The sequence below is a fragment of the Paraburkholderia sp. A1BS-2L genome (genome assembly GCF_051125205.1).
GTDB lineage: Bacteria > Pseudomonadota > Gammaproteobacteria > Burkholderiales > Burkholderiaceae > Paraburkholderia.
Genome location: NZ_CP120429.1, coordinates 1,559,785 through 1,577,734, shown reverse-complemented (window position 1 = coordinate 1,577,734; position 17,950 = coordinate 1,559,785). Strand labels below are relative to the sequence as shown.

Annotated in this window: 20 protein-coding genes; 5 read left to right on the top strand and 15 right to left on the bottom strand. The window is 63.8% G+C overall.

All coding sequences use genetic code 11. The features are described 5' to 3' along the window. Positions 1-197: 197 nt before the first annotated feature. The 6 genes from asd to leuC all read right to left on the bottom strand — a co-directional run bounded on the left by asd (position 198) and on the right by leuC (position 5,093). Positions 198-1,319 (bottom strand): aspartate-semialdehyde dehydrogenase, encoded by a 1,122-nt coding sequence (asd, locus tag P5W98_RS21920; RefSeq protein WP_421026004.1) that lies wholly within the window; start codon positions 1,317-1,319, stop codon positions 198-200. An 82-nt stretch (positions 1,320-1,401) separates the two neighbouring features. Then, complete coding sequence (locus P5W98_RS21915; RefSeq protein ID WP_421026005.1) at positions 1,402-1,575, bottom strand: hypothetical protein; 174 nt, start codon at positions 1,573-1,575, stop codon at positions 1,402-1,404. 104 nt (positions 1,576-1,679) lie between these two features. After that, positions 1,680-2,747 carry a 3-isopropylmalate dehydrogenase gene (gene leuB / locus P5W98_RS21910; protein WP_421026006.1) on the bottom strand — a complete coding sequence of 356 codons (1,068 nt, stop codon included), beginning with the start codon at positions 2,745-2,747 and terminating at the stop codon, positions 1,680-1,682. Between the two features lie 35 nt (positions 2,748-2,782). Beyond that, positions 2,783-3,433, bottom strand: coding sequence for a 3-isopropylmalate dehydratase small subunit (leuD, locus tag P5W98_RS21905; RefSeq protein ID WP_421026007.1), 651 nt, complete (start codon positions 3,431-3,433; stop codon positions 2,783-2,785). A gap of 80 nt (positions 3,434-3,513) precedes the next feature. After that, on the bottom strand, positions 3,514-3,654 hold the full coding sequence (locus P5W98_RS21900) for an entericidin (RefSeq protein ID WP_421026008.1): 141 nt from the start codon (positions 3,652-3,654) through the stop codon (positions 3,514-3,516). A gap of 29 nt (positions 3,655-3,683) precedes the next feature. Beyond that, complete coding sequence (leuC, locus tag P5W98_RS21895) at positions 3,684-5,093, bottom strand: 3-isopropylmalate dehydratase large subunit (protein WP_421026009.1); 1,410 nt, start codon at positions 5,091-5,093, stop codon at positions 3,684-3,686. Between the two features lie 481 nt (positions 5,094-5,574). Here leuC and P5W98_RS21890 point away from each other — a divergent pair, with 481 nt between their 5' ends. Next, complete coding sequence (locus P5W98_RS21890; protein WP_421026010.1) at positions 5,575-6,381, top strand: MipA/OmpV family protein; 807 nt, start codon at positions 5,575-5,577, stop codon at positions 6,379-6,381. Between the two features lie 9 nt (positions 6,382-6,390). Here the strand turns inward: P5W98_RS21890 and P5W98_RS21885 are convergent, their stop codons facing one another. Both P5W98_RS21885 and P5W98_RS21880 read right to left on the bottom strand, forming a co-directional pair. Beyond that, entirely contained in the window at positions 6,391-6,747 is a 357-nt protein-coding gene (locus P5W98_RS21885; RefSeq protein ID WP_421026011.1) for a hypothetical protein, read from the bottom strand. A gap of 100 nt (positions 6,748-6,847) precedes the next feature. Beyond that, on the bottom strand, positions 6,848-7,612 hold the full coding sequence (locus P5W98_RS21880) for a M48 family metalloprotease (RefSeq protein ID WP_421026012.1): 765 nt from the start codon (positions 7,610-7,612) through the stop codon (positions 6,848-6,850). A 245-nt stretch (positions 7,613-7,857) separates the two neighbouring features. On the opposite strand from P5W98_RS21880, the gene P5W98_RS21875 reads away from it, so the two are divergent. From P5W98_RS21875 to P5W98_RS21865, 3 genes are all read left to right on the top strand, one after another. Continuing rightward, complete coding sequence (locus P5W98_RS21875) at positions 7,858-8,877, top strand: TerC family protein (RefSeq protein ID WP_421026013.1); 1,020 nt, start codon at positions 7,858-7,860, stop codon at positions 8,875-8,877. 132 nt (positions 8,878-9,009) lie between these two features. Next, positions 9,010-9,309: a zf-TFIIB domain-containing protein gene (locus P5W98_RS21870; RefSeq protein ID WP_421026014.1), complete on the top strand. Its 300-nt coding sequence runs from the start codon at positions 9,010-9,012 to the stop codon at positions 9,307-9,309. 46 nt (positions 9,310-9,355) lie between these two features. After that, the gene (locus P5W98_RS21865; RefSeq protein WP_421026015.1) at positions 9,356-9,766 is read left to right on the top strand and encodes a TerB family tellurite resistance protein; all 411 of its coding nucleotides are present in this window, start codon (positions 9,356-9,358) and stop codon (positions 9,764-9,766) included. A gap of 153 nt (positions 9,767-9,919) precedes the next feature. Here the strand turns inward: P5W98_RS21865 and P5W98_RS21860 are convergent, their stop codons facing one another. From P5W98_RS21860 to P5W98_RS21850, 3 genes are all read right to left on the bottom strand, one after another. Further along, complete coding sequence (locus tag P5W98_RS21860) at positions 9,920-10,576, bottom strand: response regulator transcription factor (RefSeq protein WP_421026016.1); 657 nt, start codon at positions 10,574-10,576, stop codon at positions 9,920-9,922. A gap of 3 nt (positions 10,577-10,579) precedes the next feature. Next, entirely contained in the window at positions 10,580-11,953 is a 1,374-nt protein-coding gene (locus tag P5W98_RS21855) for a sensor histidine kinase (protein WP_421026017.1), read from the bottom strand. Positions 11,954-12,058: 105 nt separating this feature from the next. Further along, entirely contained in the window at positions 12,059-12,907 is an 849-nt protein-coding gene (locus tag P5W98_RS21850) for an alpha/beta fold hydrolase (RefSeq protein WP_421026018.1), read from the bottom strand. Between the two features lie 281 nt (positions 12,908-13,188). On the opposite strand from P5W98_RS21850, the gene P5W98_RS21845 reads away from it, so the two are divergent. After that, positions 13,189-13,653, top strand: coding sequence for a VOC family protein (locus P5W98_RS21845; protein ID WP_421026019.1), 465 nt, complete (start codon positions 13,189-13,191; stop codon positions 13,651-13,653). Between the two features lie 107 nt (positions 13,654-13,760). Here P5W98_RS21845 and gltA read toward each other — a convergent pair whose 3' ends face one another. From gltA to sdhA, 4 genes are all read right to left on the bottom strand, one after another. Next, the gene (gene gltA / locus P5W98_RS21840) at positions 13,761-15,062 is read right to left on the bottom strand and encodes a citrate synthase (protein ID WP_421026020.1); all 1,302 of its coding nucleotides are present in this window, start codon (positions 15,060-15,062) and stop codon (positions 13,761-13,763) included. 88 nt (positions 15,063-15,150) lie between these two features. Beyond that, positions 15,151-15,417: a succinate dehydrogenase assembly factor 2 gene (locus P5W98_RS21835; RefSeq protein WP_027797784.1), complete on the bottom strand. Its 267-nt coding sequence runs from the start codon at positions 15,415-15,417 to the stop codon at positions 15,151-15,153. A gap of 24 nt (positions 15,418-15,441) precedes the next feature. After that, complete coding sequence (locus P5W98_RS21830; RefSeq protein ID WP_035531265.1) at positions 15,442-16,143, bottom strand: succinate dehydrogenase iron-sulfur subunit; 702 nt, start codon at positions 16,141-16,143, stop codon at positions 15,442-15,444. 29 nt (positions 16,144-16,172) lie between these two features. Then, positions 16,173-17,948, bottom strand: coding sequence for a succinate dehydrogenase flavoprotein subunit (gene sdhA, locus P5W98_RS21825; RefSeq protein WP_035531261.1), 1,776 nt, complete (start codon positions 17,946-17,948; stop codon positions 16,173-16,175). Positions 17,949-17,950 lie beyond the last annotated feature (2 nt).

The following is a 17,950-nucleotide window of genomic DNA, read 5'->3' as shown; positions in this document are numbered from 1 at the left end:
AACGATCATCAGATGCCCTGGCACACCGCTCGCGCGGCAGTCGATGAAACGGGGTTTGTTGTGGGTGAACCGGCCAGTTGTGCCCGGCGCACGGAAGCCCGCCGCACGGAAACCGCCCGGAAATAAAAAAGCGCCGCGACTGGCGCGGCGCTTTTATCACCCTGTCTACGCGTCATTAGGCGCGTAGTTTAATTCATTCACCTGTCGAGCAGAATGCGCAGCATACGGCGCAGCGGCTCGGCGGCGCCCCACAGGAGCTGGTCGCCGACCGTGAAGGCGGACAGATACCCGCCGCCCATCGCGAGCTTGCGCAGACGGCCGACCGGCACCGAAAGCGTGCCCGTGACGACTGCCGGCGACAGATCGCGCATCGAAGCTTCGCGCTGGTTCGGCACGACCTTGACCCAGTCGTTGGCCGAAGCGAGGATGCCGTCGATCTCGTCGAGCGGCACGTCCTTCTTGAGCTTGATGGTGAGCGCCTGCGAGTGGCAGCGCATCGCGCCGATGCGCACGCACAGACCGTCGACCGGAATCGAGCCCGGCTCGCCCATGGCAGGCTTGCCGAGGATCTTGTTGGTTTCGGCGCCGCCCTTCCACTCTTCCTTCGACATGCCGTTGCCGAGGTCCTTGTCGATCCAGGGGATCAGCGAGCCCGCGAGCGGCACGCCGAAGTTCGCCGTGGGCATGGCGTCGCTGTTCATGGTGGCGAGCACCTTGCGGTCGATGTCGAGAATCGCCGACGACGGATTCGCGAGGTCGCTGGCCACGGCGGCGTTGAGCGCGCCCATCTGCGAGAGCAGTTCGCGCATGTTCTGCGCGCCTGCGCCCGAAGCAGCCTGGTACGTCATGGCCGTCATCCAGTCGACGAGGTTTTCGCGGAACAGGCCGCCCAGTGCCATCAGCATCAGGCTGACCGTGCAGTTGCCGCCGATGAAATCCTTCTGGCCCTTGACGAGTGCGTCTTTGATGACGTCGAGGTTGACCGGGTCGAGCACGATGACCGCGTCATCCTTCATGCGCAGCGAGGAAGCCGCGTCGATCCAGTAGCCGTTCCAGCCAGCCGCGCGCAGCTTCGGATAGACCTCATTGGTGTAGTCGCCGCCCTGGCACGTGATGATGATGTCGCACTTCTTGAGCTCATCGACGCTGTTCGCGTCCTTGAGCTTCGTCTCGTTTTTGGCGAACGACGGCGCTGCGCCGCCTGCGTTGCTGGTGCTGAAAAACACCGGTTCGATCAGGTCGAAATCGCGTTCTTCCTGCATGCGCTGCATCAGCACGCTCCCGACCATGCCGCGCCAACCTACGAGACCTACGTTCATGATTAACCCTTGAAATGGACAACTTCCCCGCTTCGCTCGCCCGGCGTGGCCGCGCGGGGAATTGAGCGGGCACGACGAGCGATCAACGAGTGATGATCGTTTTGGTAATAATCGTTTTCGTGGTGTTTTGCGTGGCGATAGCGAGCGAAATCGCACGGGCCGTGCCGTGGATTTTCGAAACAAAGGTGATCTGGGGGATCGTCGCCATCGGAGCAATATACACGAAAACCGCAATTTCGCGCGGGGCTACCCGCATTTTCCACTATTTTCGATGCGCCTTATCGGCGCTGCCGTTTTAAACCCGCGCCTCGAAAAAAGGGCACGCCTGATTCAACCGAGGCATGCCCTTTCGCGATGGCTTTACAGCGCCGCGACCACCGCGTCGCCCATTGCGGCCGTGCCGACCTGCTTGCAGTCCGGCGTGACGATATCGGCGGTGCGATAGCCCTGCTCGAGCACCTTCTTCACCGCATTCTCGATGCGGTCCGCCTGTTCGGCGCGGCCCAGCGAGTAGCGCAGCATCATCGCGGCCGACAGAATGGTCGCGAGCGGATTGGCAATGCCCTTGCCCGCGATGTCCGGCGCCGAGCCGTGCGAAGGCTCGTACAGGCCCTTGTTGTTCTTGTCGAGCGAGGCCGAGGGCAGCATGCCGATCGAGCCCGTGAGCATCGCGGCTTCGTCCGAGAGGATGTCGCCGAACATGTTGCCGGTGACCACCACATCGAACGCCTTGGGCGCCTTCACGAGTTGCATGGCGGCGTTATCGACGTACATGTGCGAGAGCTCGACGTCCGGGTATTCCTTCGAGACATCGATCATGATGTCCTTCCAGAACTGCGAGGTCTCGAGCACGTTAGCCTTGTCGACCGAGGTGAGCTTCTTCTGGCGCTTTTGCGCGGCCTGGAAGGCCACGTGCGCGATGCGGCGCACTTCGGGCTCGGCGTAGCGCATCGTGTCGAAGCCTTCGCGCGCACCCTTGAAATTGCCGTCCGGCGCTTCGCGCGTGCCGCGCGGCTGGCCGAAGTAGATGTCGCCATTCAGCTCGCGCACGATCAGGATGTCGAGGCCCGAAACGATTTCCGGCTTGAGCGACGAAGCGCCCGTCAATTGCGGATAGCAGATCGCCGGACGGAAGTTTGCGAACAGCTCCAGATGCTTGCGCAGGCCCAGAATGGCCTGCTCGGGACGCAGCGCGCGCTCGAGCTTGTCGTATTTCCAGTCGCCCACGGCACCGAACAGGATCGCGTCGGCGGCCTTCGCCAGCGCGAGCGTAGCCTCGGGCAGCGGATGGCCGCTCGCCTCGTAGCCCGCGCCGCCAACGGGCGCTTCTTCGAGCTCGAACTTCTCGCCCAGAGCGCCCAGCACCTTGACGGCTTCCTTGACGATCTCGGGACCAATGCCGTCGCCCGGCAACACTGCAATCTTCATCCTGTGATTCCTCGTTGTATGTCGTTCTGCGTTGATCAGATGACGCGGTTCTTCAGCCACGGCTGCCGCGCGAGGCGATCGGCTTCGAACTGGCGGATCTTGTCGGCGTGGCGCAGCGTGAGGCCGATGTCGTCGAAGCCGTTCAGGAGGCAGTAGCGGCGGAACGCGGCCACTTCGAACGGGTATTCCTTCGCGCCGTCCACCGTGCGCACGACCTGCTTGTCCAGATCGACGGTGAGTTGGAAGCCGTTGAACGCATTCGTTTCGTTGAACAGATGATCGACGTCCGACTCGGAGAGCACGATCGGCAGCAGGCCGTTCTTGAAGCAGTTGTTATAGAAAATGTCGGCGAAGCTCGGCGCGATGATCGCGCGGAAACCGTACTGATCGAGCGCCCACGGTGCGTGCTCGCGCGAGCTGCCGCAGCCGAAGTTCTTGCGCGTGAGCAGAATGGATGCGCCCTGATAGCGCGGCTGGTTCAGCACGAAGTCCGGGTTCAGCGGGCGCTTCAAGTTGTCCTGACCCGGCTCGCCGTGGTCGAGGTAACGCCATTCGTCGAAGGCATTCGGGCCGAAGCCGGTGCGCTTGATCGACTTGAGGAACTGCTTCGGGATGATCGCGTCGGTGTCCACGTTCTCGCGATCGAGCGGCGCCACGACGCCGGTGTGTACGATGAATTTTTCCATGATCCGTGATCCTGATGGATGCTGATCGCGCCAGGCGCTTTCAGGACGAAGCCGAAAGCGCCGGCAGCAAGCCAGGCGGGTTAGAGCTTTTTCTGCACTGCGCGCGACGCGCCGCTGATGTCCTCGCCCACGCCGGCCACGGTGTTGCAGCCGGCCAGCGCGAGGAGCCACCCCGCCATGGCGAATAACGCCGCGCGACGCGCGAGTGCAGAGACCTTCATCGCTCTTTTCCTTGTTCCTGGTTCAGTGCTCAAGCCAGCTTGCGAATGTCGACGAAATGCCCTTCGATTGCCGCTGCGGCGGCCATGGCCGGGCTCACGAGATGCGTGCGTCCGCCCGCGCCCTGACGACCCTCGAAGTTGCGGTTCGAGGTGGACGCGCAACGCTCGCCCGGCTCCAGGCGGTCGGCGTTCATCGCGAGGCACATCGAGCAGCCCGGCTCGCGCCATTCGAAGCCCGCTTCCGTGAACACCTTGTCGAGGCCTTCGCGCTCGGCCTGCGCCTTCACGAGGCCCGAGCCCGGCACGACCATCGCGAGACGAATGTTCGACGCCACGCGGCGGCCGAGCTTCTTCACGACGTAAGCGGCCGAGCGCAGGTCTTCGATGCGCGCGTTGGTGCACGAGCCGATGAAGATCTTGTCGGGCTTGATCGACTCGATCGGCGTGTTCGGCTCGAGCGCCATGTACTGGAGCGCGCGTTCCATCGCGTCGCGCTTGACCGGGTCCTTTTCGCGCTCGGGATCGGGCACGCGGCCGTCAATCGAGGTGACCATCTCCGGCGACGTGCCCCAGGTAACCTGCGGCACGATGTCGGCGGCGGTGAGCTCGACCACGCGGTCGAACTGCGCGCCGTCGTCGCTACTGAAGGTTTTCCAGTACTCGACGGCCTGATCCCACTCCACGCCTTGCGGCGAGAACGGGCGGCCCTTCAGGTAGTCGATCGTAGTGTCGTCCACGGCGACCATGCCCGCGCGCGCGCCGGCTTCGATCGCCATGTTGCACACGGTCATGCGGCCTTCCATGGAGAGACCGCGGATCATCGAGCCGCCGAACTCCATGGCGTAGCCCGTGCCGCCCGCCGTGCCGATCTTGCCGATGATGGCGAGCACGATGTCCTTCGCGGTGCAGCCGCGCGGCAGCTGGCCCTCGACCTTCACGAGCAGGTTCTTGCTCTTCTTCTGCAGGAGCGTTTGCGTGGCCAGCACGTGCTCGACTTCCGAAGTGCCGATGCCATGTGCAAGCGCGCCGAACGCGCCGTGCGTGGAAGTATGCGAGTCGCCGCAAACGATGGTCATGCCCGGCAGCGTCGCGCCCTGCTCCGGACCGACGATGTGGACGATGCCCTGGCGCTGGTCGTTCATCTTGAACTGCGTGATGCCGAAGGCGTCGCAGTTCGCGTCGAGCGTGTCGACCTGGAGCTTCGAGACCGGGTCGGCGATGCCGTGGCTGCGGTCCGTGGTGGGCACGTTATGGTCGGAAACGGCCAGGTTCGCGCTGATGCGCCACACCGGGCGCTCGTGCATCTTCAGTCCTTCGAATGCCTGCGGACTGGTGACTTCGTGCAGCAGCTGACGGTCGATATAGAGGAGCGTCGTGCCGTCGTCTTCCGTGTGGACCACATGGGAGTCCCACAACTTGTCGTAGAGCGTCTTTGCCATGATATGCGGGGATTGAATGACTGCGAGTGACCGCGGGGATGGTGCGTTATGAATCGATGTTGTGAACCGATTATGCCACGCGAAACGCGCCGCCCGCATCGCCGCGGGCGAAAAAAAGCGATAAAAAACAGTGAGTTGGGTGGTAGTGACGATACCTGTATCGATGTTACCCGGCGAGCGGCGCCAGCCGTTCACGGCTGCGCCGTTGCGTACGCGCGCCGGGAAACCCTTGTTTTTCCGGTTGTTTTTCCGAAGGCTGTGCGGGCCGGCACGCCGATTGCGTGACGCGCGACGCCGCACGGACGGCGAGAATATGGTTCCATCACACTGAATGAACAGACACCGCGCGCCTGTGGTCTGCTCACTCCAGGAACAGGTCCCATCAGGCAATCACGGAGGCCCAATGCTTTTCGCACCTCGCATGCCCCGAAGGAAGTCCCCTTGCGCTCTGCAGAGGGCGCCGCTCGCCGCCGCGGCCTGCATGCTCGCTGCCTTCGCGCCGCACGTCATGGCGCAAACGCCTTCGCCGCTCGGCGAGTGGCAGTATTCCGCCGGCATCCCGCTGGAAAAGCTGTTCGAGCCCGACCGGCCGCCCCTGGAGGCGCGCCTTGGCGTCGGCGCAACCTTCCAGCCGCGCTACGACGGCTCGGAGCGCTATCACATGCTCGTCGGGCCGAGCATCGACATCCGCTACAAGGACCTCCTGTTCGGCTCCACCGGCGAAGGCTTCGGCGTAAACGTTCTGCAGGGCCAAAACTGGCGCATGAGCGTGGCCGCCGCCTACGATCTCGGGCGGCGCGGCCACGACGACCCCGAGCACCTGAACGGTCTCGGCAACATCAACCCGGCGCCCGAAATGAAACTGGCTGCGGAATATGTCGTGTCGAAGGAATTTCCGCTGGTATTTCGCGCGGCGTTCACGCGCAGCTTCGGCGGCTCGAACGGCTGGACCGCCGACCTGGGCGCCTATATGCCGCTGCCTGGCAGCAACGAGACGTTTTACTGGTTCGCCGGCCCCTCAGTGACCTTCGCCGACTCGAACTACATGCAAAGCTGGTTCGGCGTGACGCCGCAGCAAGCTGCCGCTTCCGGCTACCGGCAGTACAGTGCCAGCGCGGGCCTGAAGTCGGCGGGTTTCGGCATCACGATGGTGTATTTCGTGAACAAGCACTGGTTCGTCAGCGCCGATGGCGCCCTGCGGCGCCTGCTAGGCAGCGCCGCAGACAGCCCGATCATCCAGAGCAAAACCGATGGGGTCTGCGATATTTCAATTAACTATCAGTTCTGAGGCCGGCTTTTATCGGCAGCCGGCGTCGCGAAACGCCTTCTCGGCATCCTGTCGCTGGTGGTATGCCTGCATGGTATTGATCTGCTCGCCGCTCTCGCCGTAGTTCGGAACAACCGCGTTTGACTGGGCCGGACCCGGCGACCTGAACGACTCGCTATAGGAATCGGCAAGATCCCGGCAGCGCTTGTCGAACCTCGACGGGTTCGTTGCAGCCGGTGCGATCGCAGTGTTGAGGTTCTGCTGGAGTGGGCCGCCGTATTGCCGGACTGGCGTATTGAGCGGAATCGGCGGCCCACCGGCCTGAGCATGAACACTGCCCGTCAATGCGGCAACACACAGCGGGACGAAGAGAAAGCGGGCAATCATGTGTGGCGCCGGAGCAAAGTGAAAGCAGGCATCGTAGCGATGAAGTCCGGACGCACACCTGACACGCATCAAACTCCGTTCGATGCATGTCTGCCCCCCATCACCCTTCCTTATTGATCCGGTTCTGAATGTGCTCGGCACGGCTTGGCGAGGACGGATGCGAACTCATCATCGAATTCTGGCCACCGTCGAGCGTCGCCAGCTTCTGGAACGCCGTGACCAGTCCGCGCTCATTCATGCCCTTCTTCTTCAGCAGATCGAAGGAATAGTCGTCCGCCGCGCGCTCCTGGGACTGAGAGAACTGCGCGTTGATGAACTTCTCGGTCAGGTCGCCGAGCTGTGACGAGCTCAACGCCGCCGCGCCCGAGATGCCGGTGGCGCCCACGGCTGTTCTGGCCGCGCTCACGGCCCAGGCAGTCTGCATCGCCTTCTTCGAATGGCCCAGCGCGACGTGCCCCATCTCGTGCCCGATTACGCCGCGCAGTTCGTCGTCGCTCATCATCTCCATCAGGCCGCTATAGACACGCACGCAGCCGTTCGCCATGGCCCATGCGTTGACATCCTTCTGCATGTAGACCTTGTAGTCGATCTTCTGCCCGTTCAAGGCCATGTCGCCGAAGCCGCTCATCACGCTCGCGAGCCGCTTCGCATAGGCGCTGCCGGGCGCCGCGACCGGAGACTTCGCATCGCTCGCCTGGCACGCCTCGACCGAGACGGTCATCACGTCGTTATCCGAAAGGCTCGCGGCTTTGAGCAGCGTCGATCCGGCCGAAACCGCGGCATTGGGGTCGATATTCTGAAGACCGGCGCAGGCACTCAATGCCACCGCAAGACCGCAGACCATGCCCGCTCTGATTGGCGTCATTCTTGTCATTCCTCGTTGTTTTCAAAGCCGACAAATTTAGCACCGCATTTTTCGGGGATAAGCGAAGCGCGAAACATAAGTCTCTTCGCTGGATCCATGTCAAACATCGAGCCTCCTATGCCAAAGCGCTCGCATTCGCCTCCCTCATTCACGCCTCATTCTTCGTCGTTACGCTGACGTTTGGGCCGAGGCCCGAACGCGCCCCATGCAGCACGGCATCACACCATCACGATAAGGACCGCCCCATGCTCCCGCCGCTTTTCACTGCCAGCTTCCTCGAACAGCCTGCCTGGCTCTGGGCCGCCTTCCTCGCGGTGGTGATCGTGTTGCTGGCGCTCGATCTGGGCGTGCTCCATCGCGACGACCGCGAGATCGGCATCCGCGAAAGCCTGTGGCTCTCGCTCGGCTATATCGCAGTGGGCGTGCTGTTCGGCGGCTTCATCTGGTGGCAGCTTGGCGCCGCGCCGGCCACCGAGTACCTCACCGGCTACCTCATCGAAAAATCGCTCTCGCTCGACAACGTGTTCGTGATCGCGTCGATCTTCGGCGCGCTCGCGGTGCCGCGCGTGTATCAGCATCGCGTGCTGTTCTGGGGCATCGTCGGCGTGCTGGTGCTGCGTGCGATCATGGTCGGGCTCGGCGCGGCGCTGGTCGCGCAGTTCGAGTGGATGCTGTTCGTGTTCGGCCTCTTTCTCGCCGTGACCGGCGTGAAGATGCTGCTCGGCTCGAAGGAAGAGGCAAGCGGGAAGGCCAGCGAAAAAAACGGCGTGGAAGACAGCAAGATCCTGCGCCTGATCCGCCGCGTACTGCCCGTCACGCCGCAGCTCGAAGGCGGCGCGTTCATCGTGCGGCGCGCGCATCCGTCGACCAGCAAGCTCAAGCGTTTCGCCACGCCGCTGCTGGTGGCGCTGCTGATGGTCGAGTTCGCCGATCTGATCTTCGCCGTCGATTCGATCCCGGCGATCTTTTCGATCACCACCGATCCGTTCATCGTCTACACGAGCAACATCTTCGCCGTGCTCGGCCTGCGCGCGCTGTTCTTCGCGCTCGCGGCCATGGCGCACCGCTTTTACTACCTCAAGCATGCGCTCGCGCTCGTGCTGGTTTTCATCGGCGCGAAGATCTTTCTGGTGGGCATCGTGGGCAAGATTCCCGCGCTGCTGAGCCTCGGCGTGACGGCGGCGCTGCTCGCGGGCGGCGTGGTGGTGTCGCTCATCAAGACCCGGCCGCATGACCACGAGGGCGGCAGTCTGGAAGCACGGTAAGCGGATCGAAGGCAAAAGCGCCGTCCTCATTTTTCGCTCATTTTTCTCTGCGAGGATGAATTCCATCGCAGCCGCGCCGGCCCGCAGCACCGGGTCCACCGGCTGCGACTGTCAATCTCTTTGGAGCGCATCATGAAATGCCCGAACTGCCCTGACACCACACTCGCGATCTCGGAACGTCAAGGCGTCGAACTCGACTACTGCCCGCAATGCCGCGGCGTCTGGCTCGATCGCGGCAAGCTCGACAAACTGATCGACCGCGCAGCGGCATCGCGCGCCGTCTCGCCGCAATATCTCGACGACGGCTACAGTGCGCAGCAAGGCTCGCATCACGGCAAACGCCTCGACGATCACGGGCAGCGCCGCGCGCACGAACGTCAAGGCGGCCATGGACGCCGCCGCAAATCGTGGTTCGGCGACCTGTTCGACTGAACGGCCGCGCCTCGATGCTTCCACCTCTCTTCAGGGACACCCGACCATGCGAACCTACACCAGCAACAGCCCGCAGGCTGCGGGCCGGATCGTCGCCATCGCCCTGCTTGCCGATGGCCATCTCAGCGCCGACGAACTCGCGGCCGTGCATCACGCGCGCATCGCGGACCGGCTCGGCCTCGCGCCCGGTGAATTCGGCACGATCCTGCAAGACCTTTGCGAAGATCTGCTCACGAACGCGCACCTGAACTGGAGCGACGCCTGCAAGCTCGACTCCGGTGTGATGCAGCAAGTCATGCGCGAACTCGAAGATCCGGCGCTGCGCGCCGAGGTGCTGAGCCTGTGCCTCGTCGCGATCCATGCGGACCGCCATCTCGCGCAGAACGAAGCCGACTGGGTCGGCGCGCTCGCGACCGCGTGGCGCGCGCATCCGTGGCAGCGGCTGCTGGCCTCATGAGCGCCTCATCGCTACGATAGCGCCGCCCGCACTTCACCTTCATAGCCTCCGGTTTCGGCGTGCGCCCAGGCGCCTCCCCCGCTTCGCATGCCATTCGGCGAGCACCACGCTCGCCGTTTTTTTCTTTTTACGGCGGACGTCAAACGTCGACGATCAAACGCACACGGCCCAGCCCAGCCCGCGCACATTGCGAATGACAGCGTGGCCGAACTTGCGCCGCACGCTGTAGATCACGGCGTCGACGGCATTGCTCTCCACCTCCTCGCCCCAGCCGTAGAGTCGCTCTTCGAGTTGCTGGCGCGAGAGAATCGCCCCGGGCCGCTCCAGCAGCGCGAGCATGAGCGCGTACTCGCGCGCCGAAAGATCGTCGGTCCGACCGTCGAAGGCGAGACACCGCGCATTCATGTCGAGCGTCACGCGCGCACTGCCCATCGTCGACGAAGCAAAGCCCGACTTGCGCCGCACCACCGCGCGAATGCGCGCGAGCAGCTCCTTGCTCTCGAACGGCTTGACGAGGTAGTCGTCGGCGCCGAGGTCGAGGCCTTCGACGCGCGTATCCACATCGTCGCGCGCGGTGATGATGATGACCGGCGTGGCGTCGTTGGCTTCGCGCAGGCCGCGCAGCACGTCGAGGCCGTTCATGTCGCCCAGGCCCAGGTCGAGCAGCACGGTCGTGTATGAGCCGTCGCGGATGGCCGCGCGGCCGCTCTCGCCCGTGCGCACCCAGTCGACGCTATATGTGGCGTCCTTCAATGCCCGCAGCAGCGCCGGCCCGATCAGCAGATCGTCTTCGATCAGGAGAATCCGCATTGCTCAGTTTTCCTCAGTATCTGGTTGCGTCGGCGAGTGTGGTTCGCCTCCGGTCAGCGGCAGCTCGATGCGCGCGACGATGCCGGACTGCCCGTCACTGCGATTTTCCAGCGTCACGCGAGCGCCGTAACGCTGCGCCAGCGCCTGCGCGATCGCAAGCCCAAGGCCGCTGCCTTCGGCGTCGTTGCCGCGCGCGCGAAAGAAGCGGTCGAACACATGCGGCAGGTCTTCCACGGCAATGCCGGGGCCGTTGTCGGTCACTTCGATCGTGGCCGTTTGCGCATCGCGGCGCACCGTCACGTCGACGCGCCCGCCCTCGCGCCCGTAACGAACCGCGTTGTCGACCAGATTGCGCACCAGCATGCGCATATCTGCCTCGGTCGCCCGCACACTCGCGTCGTCCAGACGCTCGACGCCCAGATCCACGCTGCGCGCATCGGCGAGCGGCAGCAGATCGGCCAGCACGTCGGTCACGAGTTGCGGCAATGCGATGTCGGCGACCGCGCGCTGCGCGCCGCCGATCTCGGCGCGCGCAAGGCCGAGCAATTGCGACACCAGCGAACCCGTGCGCGCCACGCCGCGCCGCAGTTCTTCGAAGCGTTCGTGGTACTGATCGGGCGGCGCGGCGCGCAGGTTGTCGATCTGCAACTGCATCGCCGAAATGGGCGAACGCAGTTCGTGCGCAGCATCGGCGATGAACTTGCGCTCGGCGTTCAAGAGCACCGAAAGGCGCTCGATCATGCGGTTGATCGACTCGACGAAGGGTCGCAGTTCCACAGGCGCCTTCCGCGCATCGAGCGGCTTGAGTTCGTGCAGATCGACTTTCGCCGCGCGCCGCCCGACGCGCTCCAGCGGCCGCAGCGAAAGCCGAACAGTCACGGCGATCGTCAACGCGAGCAGCGGCAGCAGCGCGAGCACCGGCAGCAGGCTCCAGAACGCCACGCGCAGTGCATTGCGGTTGCGCATGCTGCGCGACTCCGCGACCTGGATCTGCTCGTCGCCGGTGGCGAGCGCGAAGACGTCCCAGGCCTCGCCATCGTATTGGAGCGAGGAGTAGCCCTTCGGCGCGCGCGGCAGCGCGATGTCGGGGTCGCTGGTGCGGCTGGGCGCGGTAGTGTCGTGGGCGGACCAGATCTGCACGACGAGGTCGTCGGAGGGAAGACGCACGCCGTTCGGCTCGCTGCTCGGCCCGGCATGACGGTGCGGCACGCCGGACTGCACGTGCGCGGCGGCATCGCGCAGGCTCGCGCTGAATTCGCTCGCGAGGCTGCGCACCACCAGGAAAGTGCCGAGCGAGCCCAGCAGGCCGACGAAAATCGCCAGCGTACCGATGGCGATGCTCAGGCGGCGGTGCAGGGAGTTCGCGGCAAAAAACATGGAGCGGCTCAGGAATTGGGGCGCGCTCCATCATAAAGGATTCGCCGTGGGCGGCTGTGGACGAACGGCGGCCAACCCGGCGGCCGCTCGCCCGGCATCGACAATTCACGCCGTGCAAAGGCGCGCGAAGGCAGCGATATCCGCGTTCACACGCGCAGCCTGGTTCAGGTACATGCCGTGCGTGCCGCCTTCGTAGACCTTGAGCGCGGCACGCACGAGCAGCGCCGCAGTGGGCCTGCCAGTCAACTCGAGCGGCGCCGATGCATCGCTATCGCCGTGCAGCACGAGCGCGGGCACGTCGATGCGCGCAAGTTCGCGGCGAAAGTCCGTCGAGGTCTGAATCCGGTTCAACTGCACCGCCGCGTGGAGCGAGGCGCGCAGCATCATGTCGGCGGTCCACTGGATCGCGGCGCGCGAAGTGCCGGGCGCGAAATGCTCCAGCGCGCGCCGCTCGATCCAGTCGGGAAACGAAGTCAGGATCTCGTCGAGCGAGGCCGCGAACAGGCTTGCGTCGAGGCCGTTGGGGTTGTCGGCGGTCTTGAGCAGATAAGGCGTCGAGGCCGGCGCGAGCAGCACGATGCCCGCTACGCGCCGCGCGCCGTGACGGCTCAAATAGCGCACGATTTCGCCGCTCGCGAACGAGTGTCCCACGAGCGTCACGCCCGAGAGATCGAGCGCGTCGAGCACGGCCTCGAGATCGTCGGCGAGCGTATCGTAGTCGTAGCCTTGCCCGGGATCGTTCGAACGTCCGTGCCCGCGACGGTCGTACGCCACGCAGCGAAAACCGTCTTTCGCGAGCGGCACGCCCTGGTACTGCCACATGTCGGCGTTGAGCGTCCAGCCCGAAAGGAAAACGAGCGGTGCGCCCGTGCCCCAGTCGCGATAGTGCAGCGCAGTATGGTCGTTCACGCGGATAAAGCCAGGCAGGGTCGCAAGACGCGCATCGTGGTTCATGGTCGTCGCTCCTTTCGTTGATGAGATTGCTGCGTGGCAGATAACCTCATAGTCGGCGAGCGCACGAGCGCTGGCGATTACCCCGCAGGTAATGACGGGTGCGCGCTCCACGGATGCTCGGATATCCGCAGCACAGCGGCAGAATGAGGCTACCACGCACACAAATTGCGCTGCTGCCGGATTCGCGGCTCGTGTACCCACGCGGTCCTCGCCCACCGCTTTGCATGGGACCGGACCCGGCACTCAAGCGTCAGGTCCGGTCACAACTCAAGGAGACGATCATGAACAGAACCTCTAAACGTCCGGCTTTCGGAGCAGCCCTCTACTACCGCGATCCGTTCGCAGCGCTCGACTGGCTCGAAAAGGCGTTCGGTTTCACGCGCCAGTTCGTCGTGACCTCGCCTGACGGCAAGCTCTGCCACTCGGAGATGCGCTTCGAAGACGGCTACGTGATGATTTGCGGCGAGTGGCCCGGCATGCCCGCCACGAGCCCCGCCGCGCTCGAGGGCAAGAACACGCAGTCGGTGCACGTGCAGCTGAAGAGCGAAATCGATACGCACTGCGAACGTGCACGCACGGCGGGCGCGAAGATCTTGCACGAGCCCGACGACCAGTTCTACGGCGACCGCGTCTACGTGGCGTGCGACCCGGAAGGCCATGTGTGGAGCTTCGGCCAGACCGTGCGCGAAGTCTCGCGCGAAGAGGCCGAGAAAGCGAGTGGGCTGAAGATCGATGGGTGGATTTGAAAGAGAAACTTTGAAAGAGAAACGCCCCGACCAGGCAAACCCGGTCGGAGCATTTTCGTTTCGCTCAGCTTGGTCTCACGCAGCGCGCCGCGTGAAAACCACTCGGCTTACCGTTGCGCGATCGGCTTCGCTTCGCGCGGCGTACTGCCGATGAAGAGCTGACGCGGACGGCCGATCTTCTGCTCGGGGTCGGCGATCATTTCGTTCCACTGCGCGATCCAGCCCACCGTGCGCGCCATCGCGAAGATGCAGGTGAACATCGACGTGGGGATGCCCAGTGCGCGCTGCACGATACCCGAGTAGAAGTCGACGTTCGGGTACAGCTTGCGCGACACGAAGTATTCGTCTTCCAGAGCGATCTTTTCGAGCGCCATGGCGAGCTTGAACAGCGGATCGTCGTGCAGGCCGAGCTCGTTGAGCACTTCGTGGCACGTTTCGCGCATGAGCTTCGCGCGCGGATCGTAGTTCTTGTAGACGCGGTGACCGAAGCCCATCAGCTTCACGCCCGAGTTCTTGTCCTTGACCTGCTTGATGAACTCGGGGATGTTGTCGACCGAGCCGATCTCTTCGAGCATGTTCAGCGCGGCTTCGTTCGCACCGCCGTGCGCCGGGCCCCACAGGCAAGCGATACCGGCAGCGATACACGCGAACGGATTCGCGCCCGACGAACCCGACAGACGCACGGTCGAGGTCGAAGCGTTCTGCTCGTGGTCGGCGTGCAGGATCAGGATGCGGTCGAGCGCGCGCACGAGCACGTCATTGATCTTGTACTCTTCGCACGGGTTCGAGAACATCATGTGCATGAAGTTCGCGCTGTACGAAAGTTCGTTGCGCGGGTACACGAACGGCTGGCCGATCGAGTACTTGTACGCCATCGCCACCAGCGTCGGCAGCTTGGCGATCATGCGGATGGCCGAGATGTCGCGGTGACGCGGGTTATTGATGTCGAGCGAGTCGTGGTAGAACGCCGAAAGCGCGCCCACCGCAGCGACCAGAATCGCCATCGGGTGTGCGTCGCGGCGGAAGCCACGGAAGAAGAAATGCATCTGCTCGTGCACCATCGTGTGCTGCGTGACGGTCTTCACGAACTCGGTCTTTTGCGCGAGGTTCGGCAGCTCGCCCTTCAGGAGCAGGTAGCAGGTTTCGAGGAAATCGGCGTTCTGCGCGAGGTTGTCGATCGGGTAGCCGCGATAAAGCAGCTCGCCCTTGTCGCCGTCGATGTACGTGATGGCCGAGTTGCACGCCGCCGTCGACATGAAGCCCGGGTCATACGTGAACTTGCCGGTCTGACCGTACAGTTTGCGGATGTCGATCACGTCCGGGCCCATCGAGCCCTTGTAGATCGGCAGTTCGACGCTCGGCGAATTATCGCTGAACGATAGCGTGGCTTTTACATCAGACGGGGTCATAGCACATCCTCAATCGAAGGTAAACACGGGATTCGATAGTGTCGTTCGGCGCGGCGCTCGCAGGCACACCTGCAAACGCCGCAGCATCTCAAACGTTGCGAAGCAGCTCCAGCACCCGCTTCACGTCCGGGTCGGCAAGGTCGCCTTCTGGTTCCTTGCGCGCAAGCAGCAAGTCCATCAGGTCGTTATCGCTCAGCTCGAGCAGGCGTGTGAGAGCACCCACGTCGGCGTCGCTGAGGTCATGCTCGTAGCGGTCGAAAAAACGCTCGAAAATCAGATCGTTTTCGAGCAGACCGCGCCGTGCGCGCCAGCGAAGGCGCGCGCGGCGATGGGGGTCAGACTGATGCGATTCCATTTCGCTTATTTCAGGTACGCAGCGTCAAACCGCGCGGCGAACCATCAGTTCCTTGATCTTGCCGATCGCCTTCGTCGGGTTCAGCCCCTTCGGGCAAACGTCGACGCAGTTCATGATCGTGTGGCAACGGAACAGGCGGTACGGGTCTTCGAGGTTGTCGAGACGCTCGCCAGTGGCTTCGTCGCGGCTGTCCGCGATGAAGCGGTAAGCCTGCAGCAGACCTGCCGGGCCGACGAACTTGTCCGGATTCCACCAGAAGCTCGGGCACGACGTCGAGCAGCTCGCACACAGAATACACTCGTACACGCCGTCGAGCTCGTCGCGCTGTTCGGGCGACTGCAGACGCTCCTTCTCGGGCGGCGGCGTGTCGTTGATCAGGTACGGCTTGATCGAGTGGTACTGGTTGAAGAAGTGCGTCATGTCGACGATCAGGTCGCGCACGACGGGCAGGCCCGGCAGCGGACGCAGCACGATCTTCTGCGGCAGCTCGTTCAGGTTCGTGAGGCACGCCAGTCCGTTCTTGCCGTTGATGTTCATGGCGTCCGAACCACACACGCCTTCGCGGCACGAGCGGCGGAACGACAGCGTCTCGTCCAGTTCCTTGAGCTTGACCAGCGCGTCGAGCAGCATGCGCTCGTGCGTGATTTCCAGCTCGTACGACTGCATGCGCGGCGCCGCGTCCTTGTCCGGGTCGTAGCGGTAGACTTCAAAAATACGTTTGGCCATTTCCAAATTCCTTTTGACTGGCGTGTGCCTTAGAACGTACGCGCCTTCGGCGGCACGGACTCGACGGTCAGCGGCTTCATGTGAACCGGCTTGTATTCAAGACGGTTGCCTTCGCTGAACCACAGCGTATGGCGCAGCCAGTTTTCGTCGTCGCGGTGTTCGTAGTCGCTTTGTGCATGCGCGCCGCGGCTTTCCTTGCGGGCTTCCGCCGACACCATCGTTGCTTGCGCAACTTCTACGAGGTTCGCCACTTCGAGCGCTTCGACGCGCGCGGTGTTGAACACCTTCGACTTGTCCTTCAGGTGGATATGCTTCGCCTGCTCGGTAACCTGCGCGATGTCCTTGACACCTTCCGCAAGCAGCGCCGAGGTACGGAACACGCCAGCGTGCTTCTGCATCGAGCCGCGGATCTGGTTCGCGACGGACTGCGCGTACTCGCCCGAGGTCGAGTTGTCGAGCTTCGCGAGGCGCGCGAGCGAGAAGTCGGCGGCATCTGCCGGCAACGGCTTGTGCTCCTTGAGCTCCTTCACGTGCTTGACGATGTGGTTGCCGGCAGCGCGGCCGAACACCACGAGGTCGAGCAGCGAGTTCGTGCCCAGACGGTTTGCACCGTGCACCGAGACGCACGAGCATTCGCCCACGGCGTAGAAGCCGTTGACGACTTCTTCGTGGCCCTTCGGCGTGCCGACGACCTGACCATTGATGTTGGTCGGGATGCCGCCCATCTGGTAGTGAATCGTCGGAACGACCGGGATCGGTTCCTTGATGCAGTCCACGTTCGCGAACTTGAGCGCGATTTCGCGGATCGACGGCAGACGCTTCATGATCGTCTCGGCGCCGATGTGCGAGAGGTCGAGCAGCACGTGGTCCTTGTGCGCGCCGACACCGCGGCCTTCCTTGATTTCCTGGTCCATCGAGCGCGAGACGAAGTCACGCGGCGCGAGGTCCTTGAGCGTGGGCGCATAGCGCTCCATGAAGCGCTCGCCGTTCGAGTTGCGCAGAATGCCGCCTTCGCCGCGCACGCCCTCGGTGATCAGCACGCCCGCGCCGGCCACGCCGGTCGGGTGGAACTGCCAGAACTCCATGTCCTGCAGCGCGATGCCCGAGCGGGCCGCCATGCCGAGGCCGTCACCGGTATTGATGAACGCGTTCGTGGAAGCTGCGAAGATACGGCCCGCGCCGCCCGTGGCGAACAGCGTGGTCTTGCCTTCGAGGATGTAGACGTCGCCCGTTTCCATTTCGAGCGCGGTCACGCCGAGCACGTCGCCTTCGGCGTCGCGGATCAGATCCAGCGCCATCCATTCGACGAAGAACGTGGTCTTCGCTGCAACGTTCTGCTGGTACAGCGTGTGCAGCAGCGCATGACCGGTACGGTCAGCGGCCGCGCAAGCGCGTTGCACCGGCTTTTCGCCGTAGTTGGCCGTGTGGCCGCCGAACGGACGCTGGTAGATCGTGCCGTCCGCATTGCGGTCGAACGGCATGCCCATATGTTCGAGTTCGTAGACGGCGTTCGGTGCTTCACGGCACATGAACTCGATCGCGTCCTGGTCGCCGAGCCAGTCGGAACCCTTGATCGTGTCGTAGAAGTGATAGTGCCAGTTGTCTTCGCTCATGTTGCCGAGCGAAGCGCCGATGCCGCCTTGCGCCGCAACCGTGTGCGAACGCGTCGGGAACACCTTCGAGAGCACGCAGACCGAGAGGCCAGCACGCGCCAGTTGCAGCGAAGCGCGCATCCCCGAACCGCCCGCGCCGACGATGACCACGTCGAATTTGCGACGCGGCAGAGAATTCTTGATTGCAGCCATTC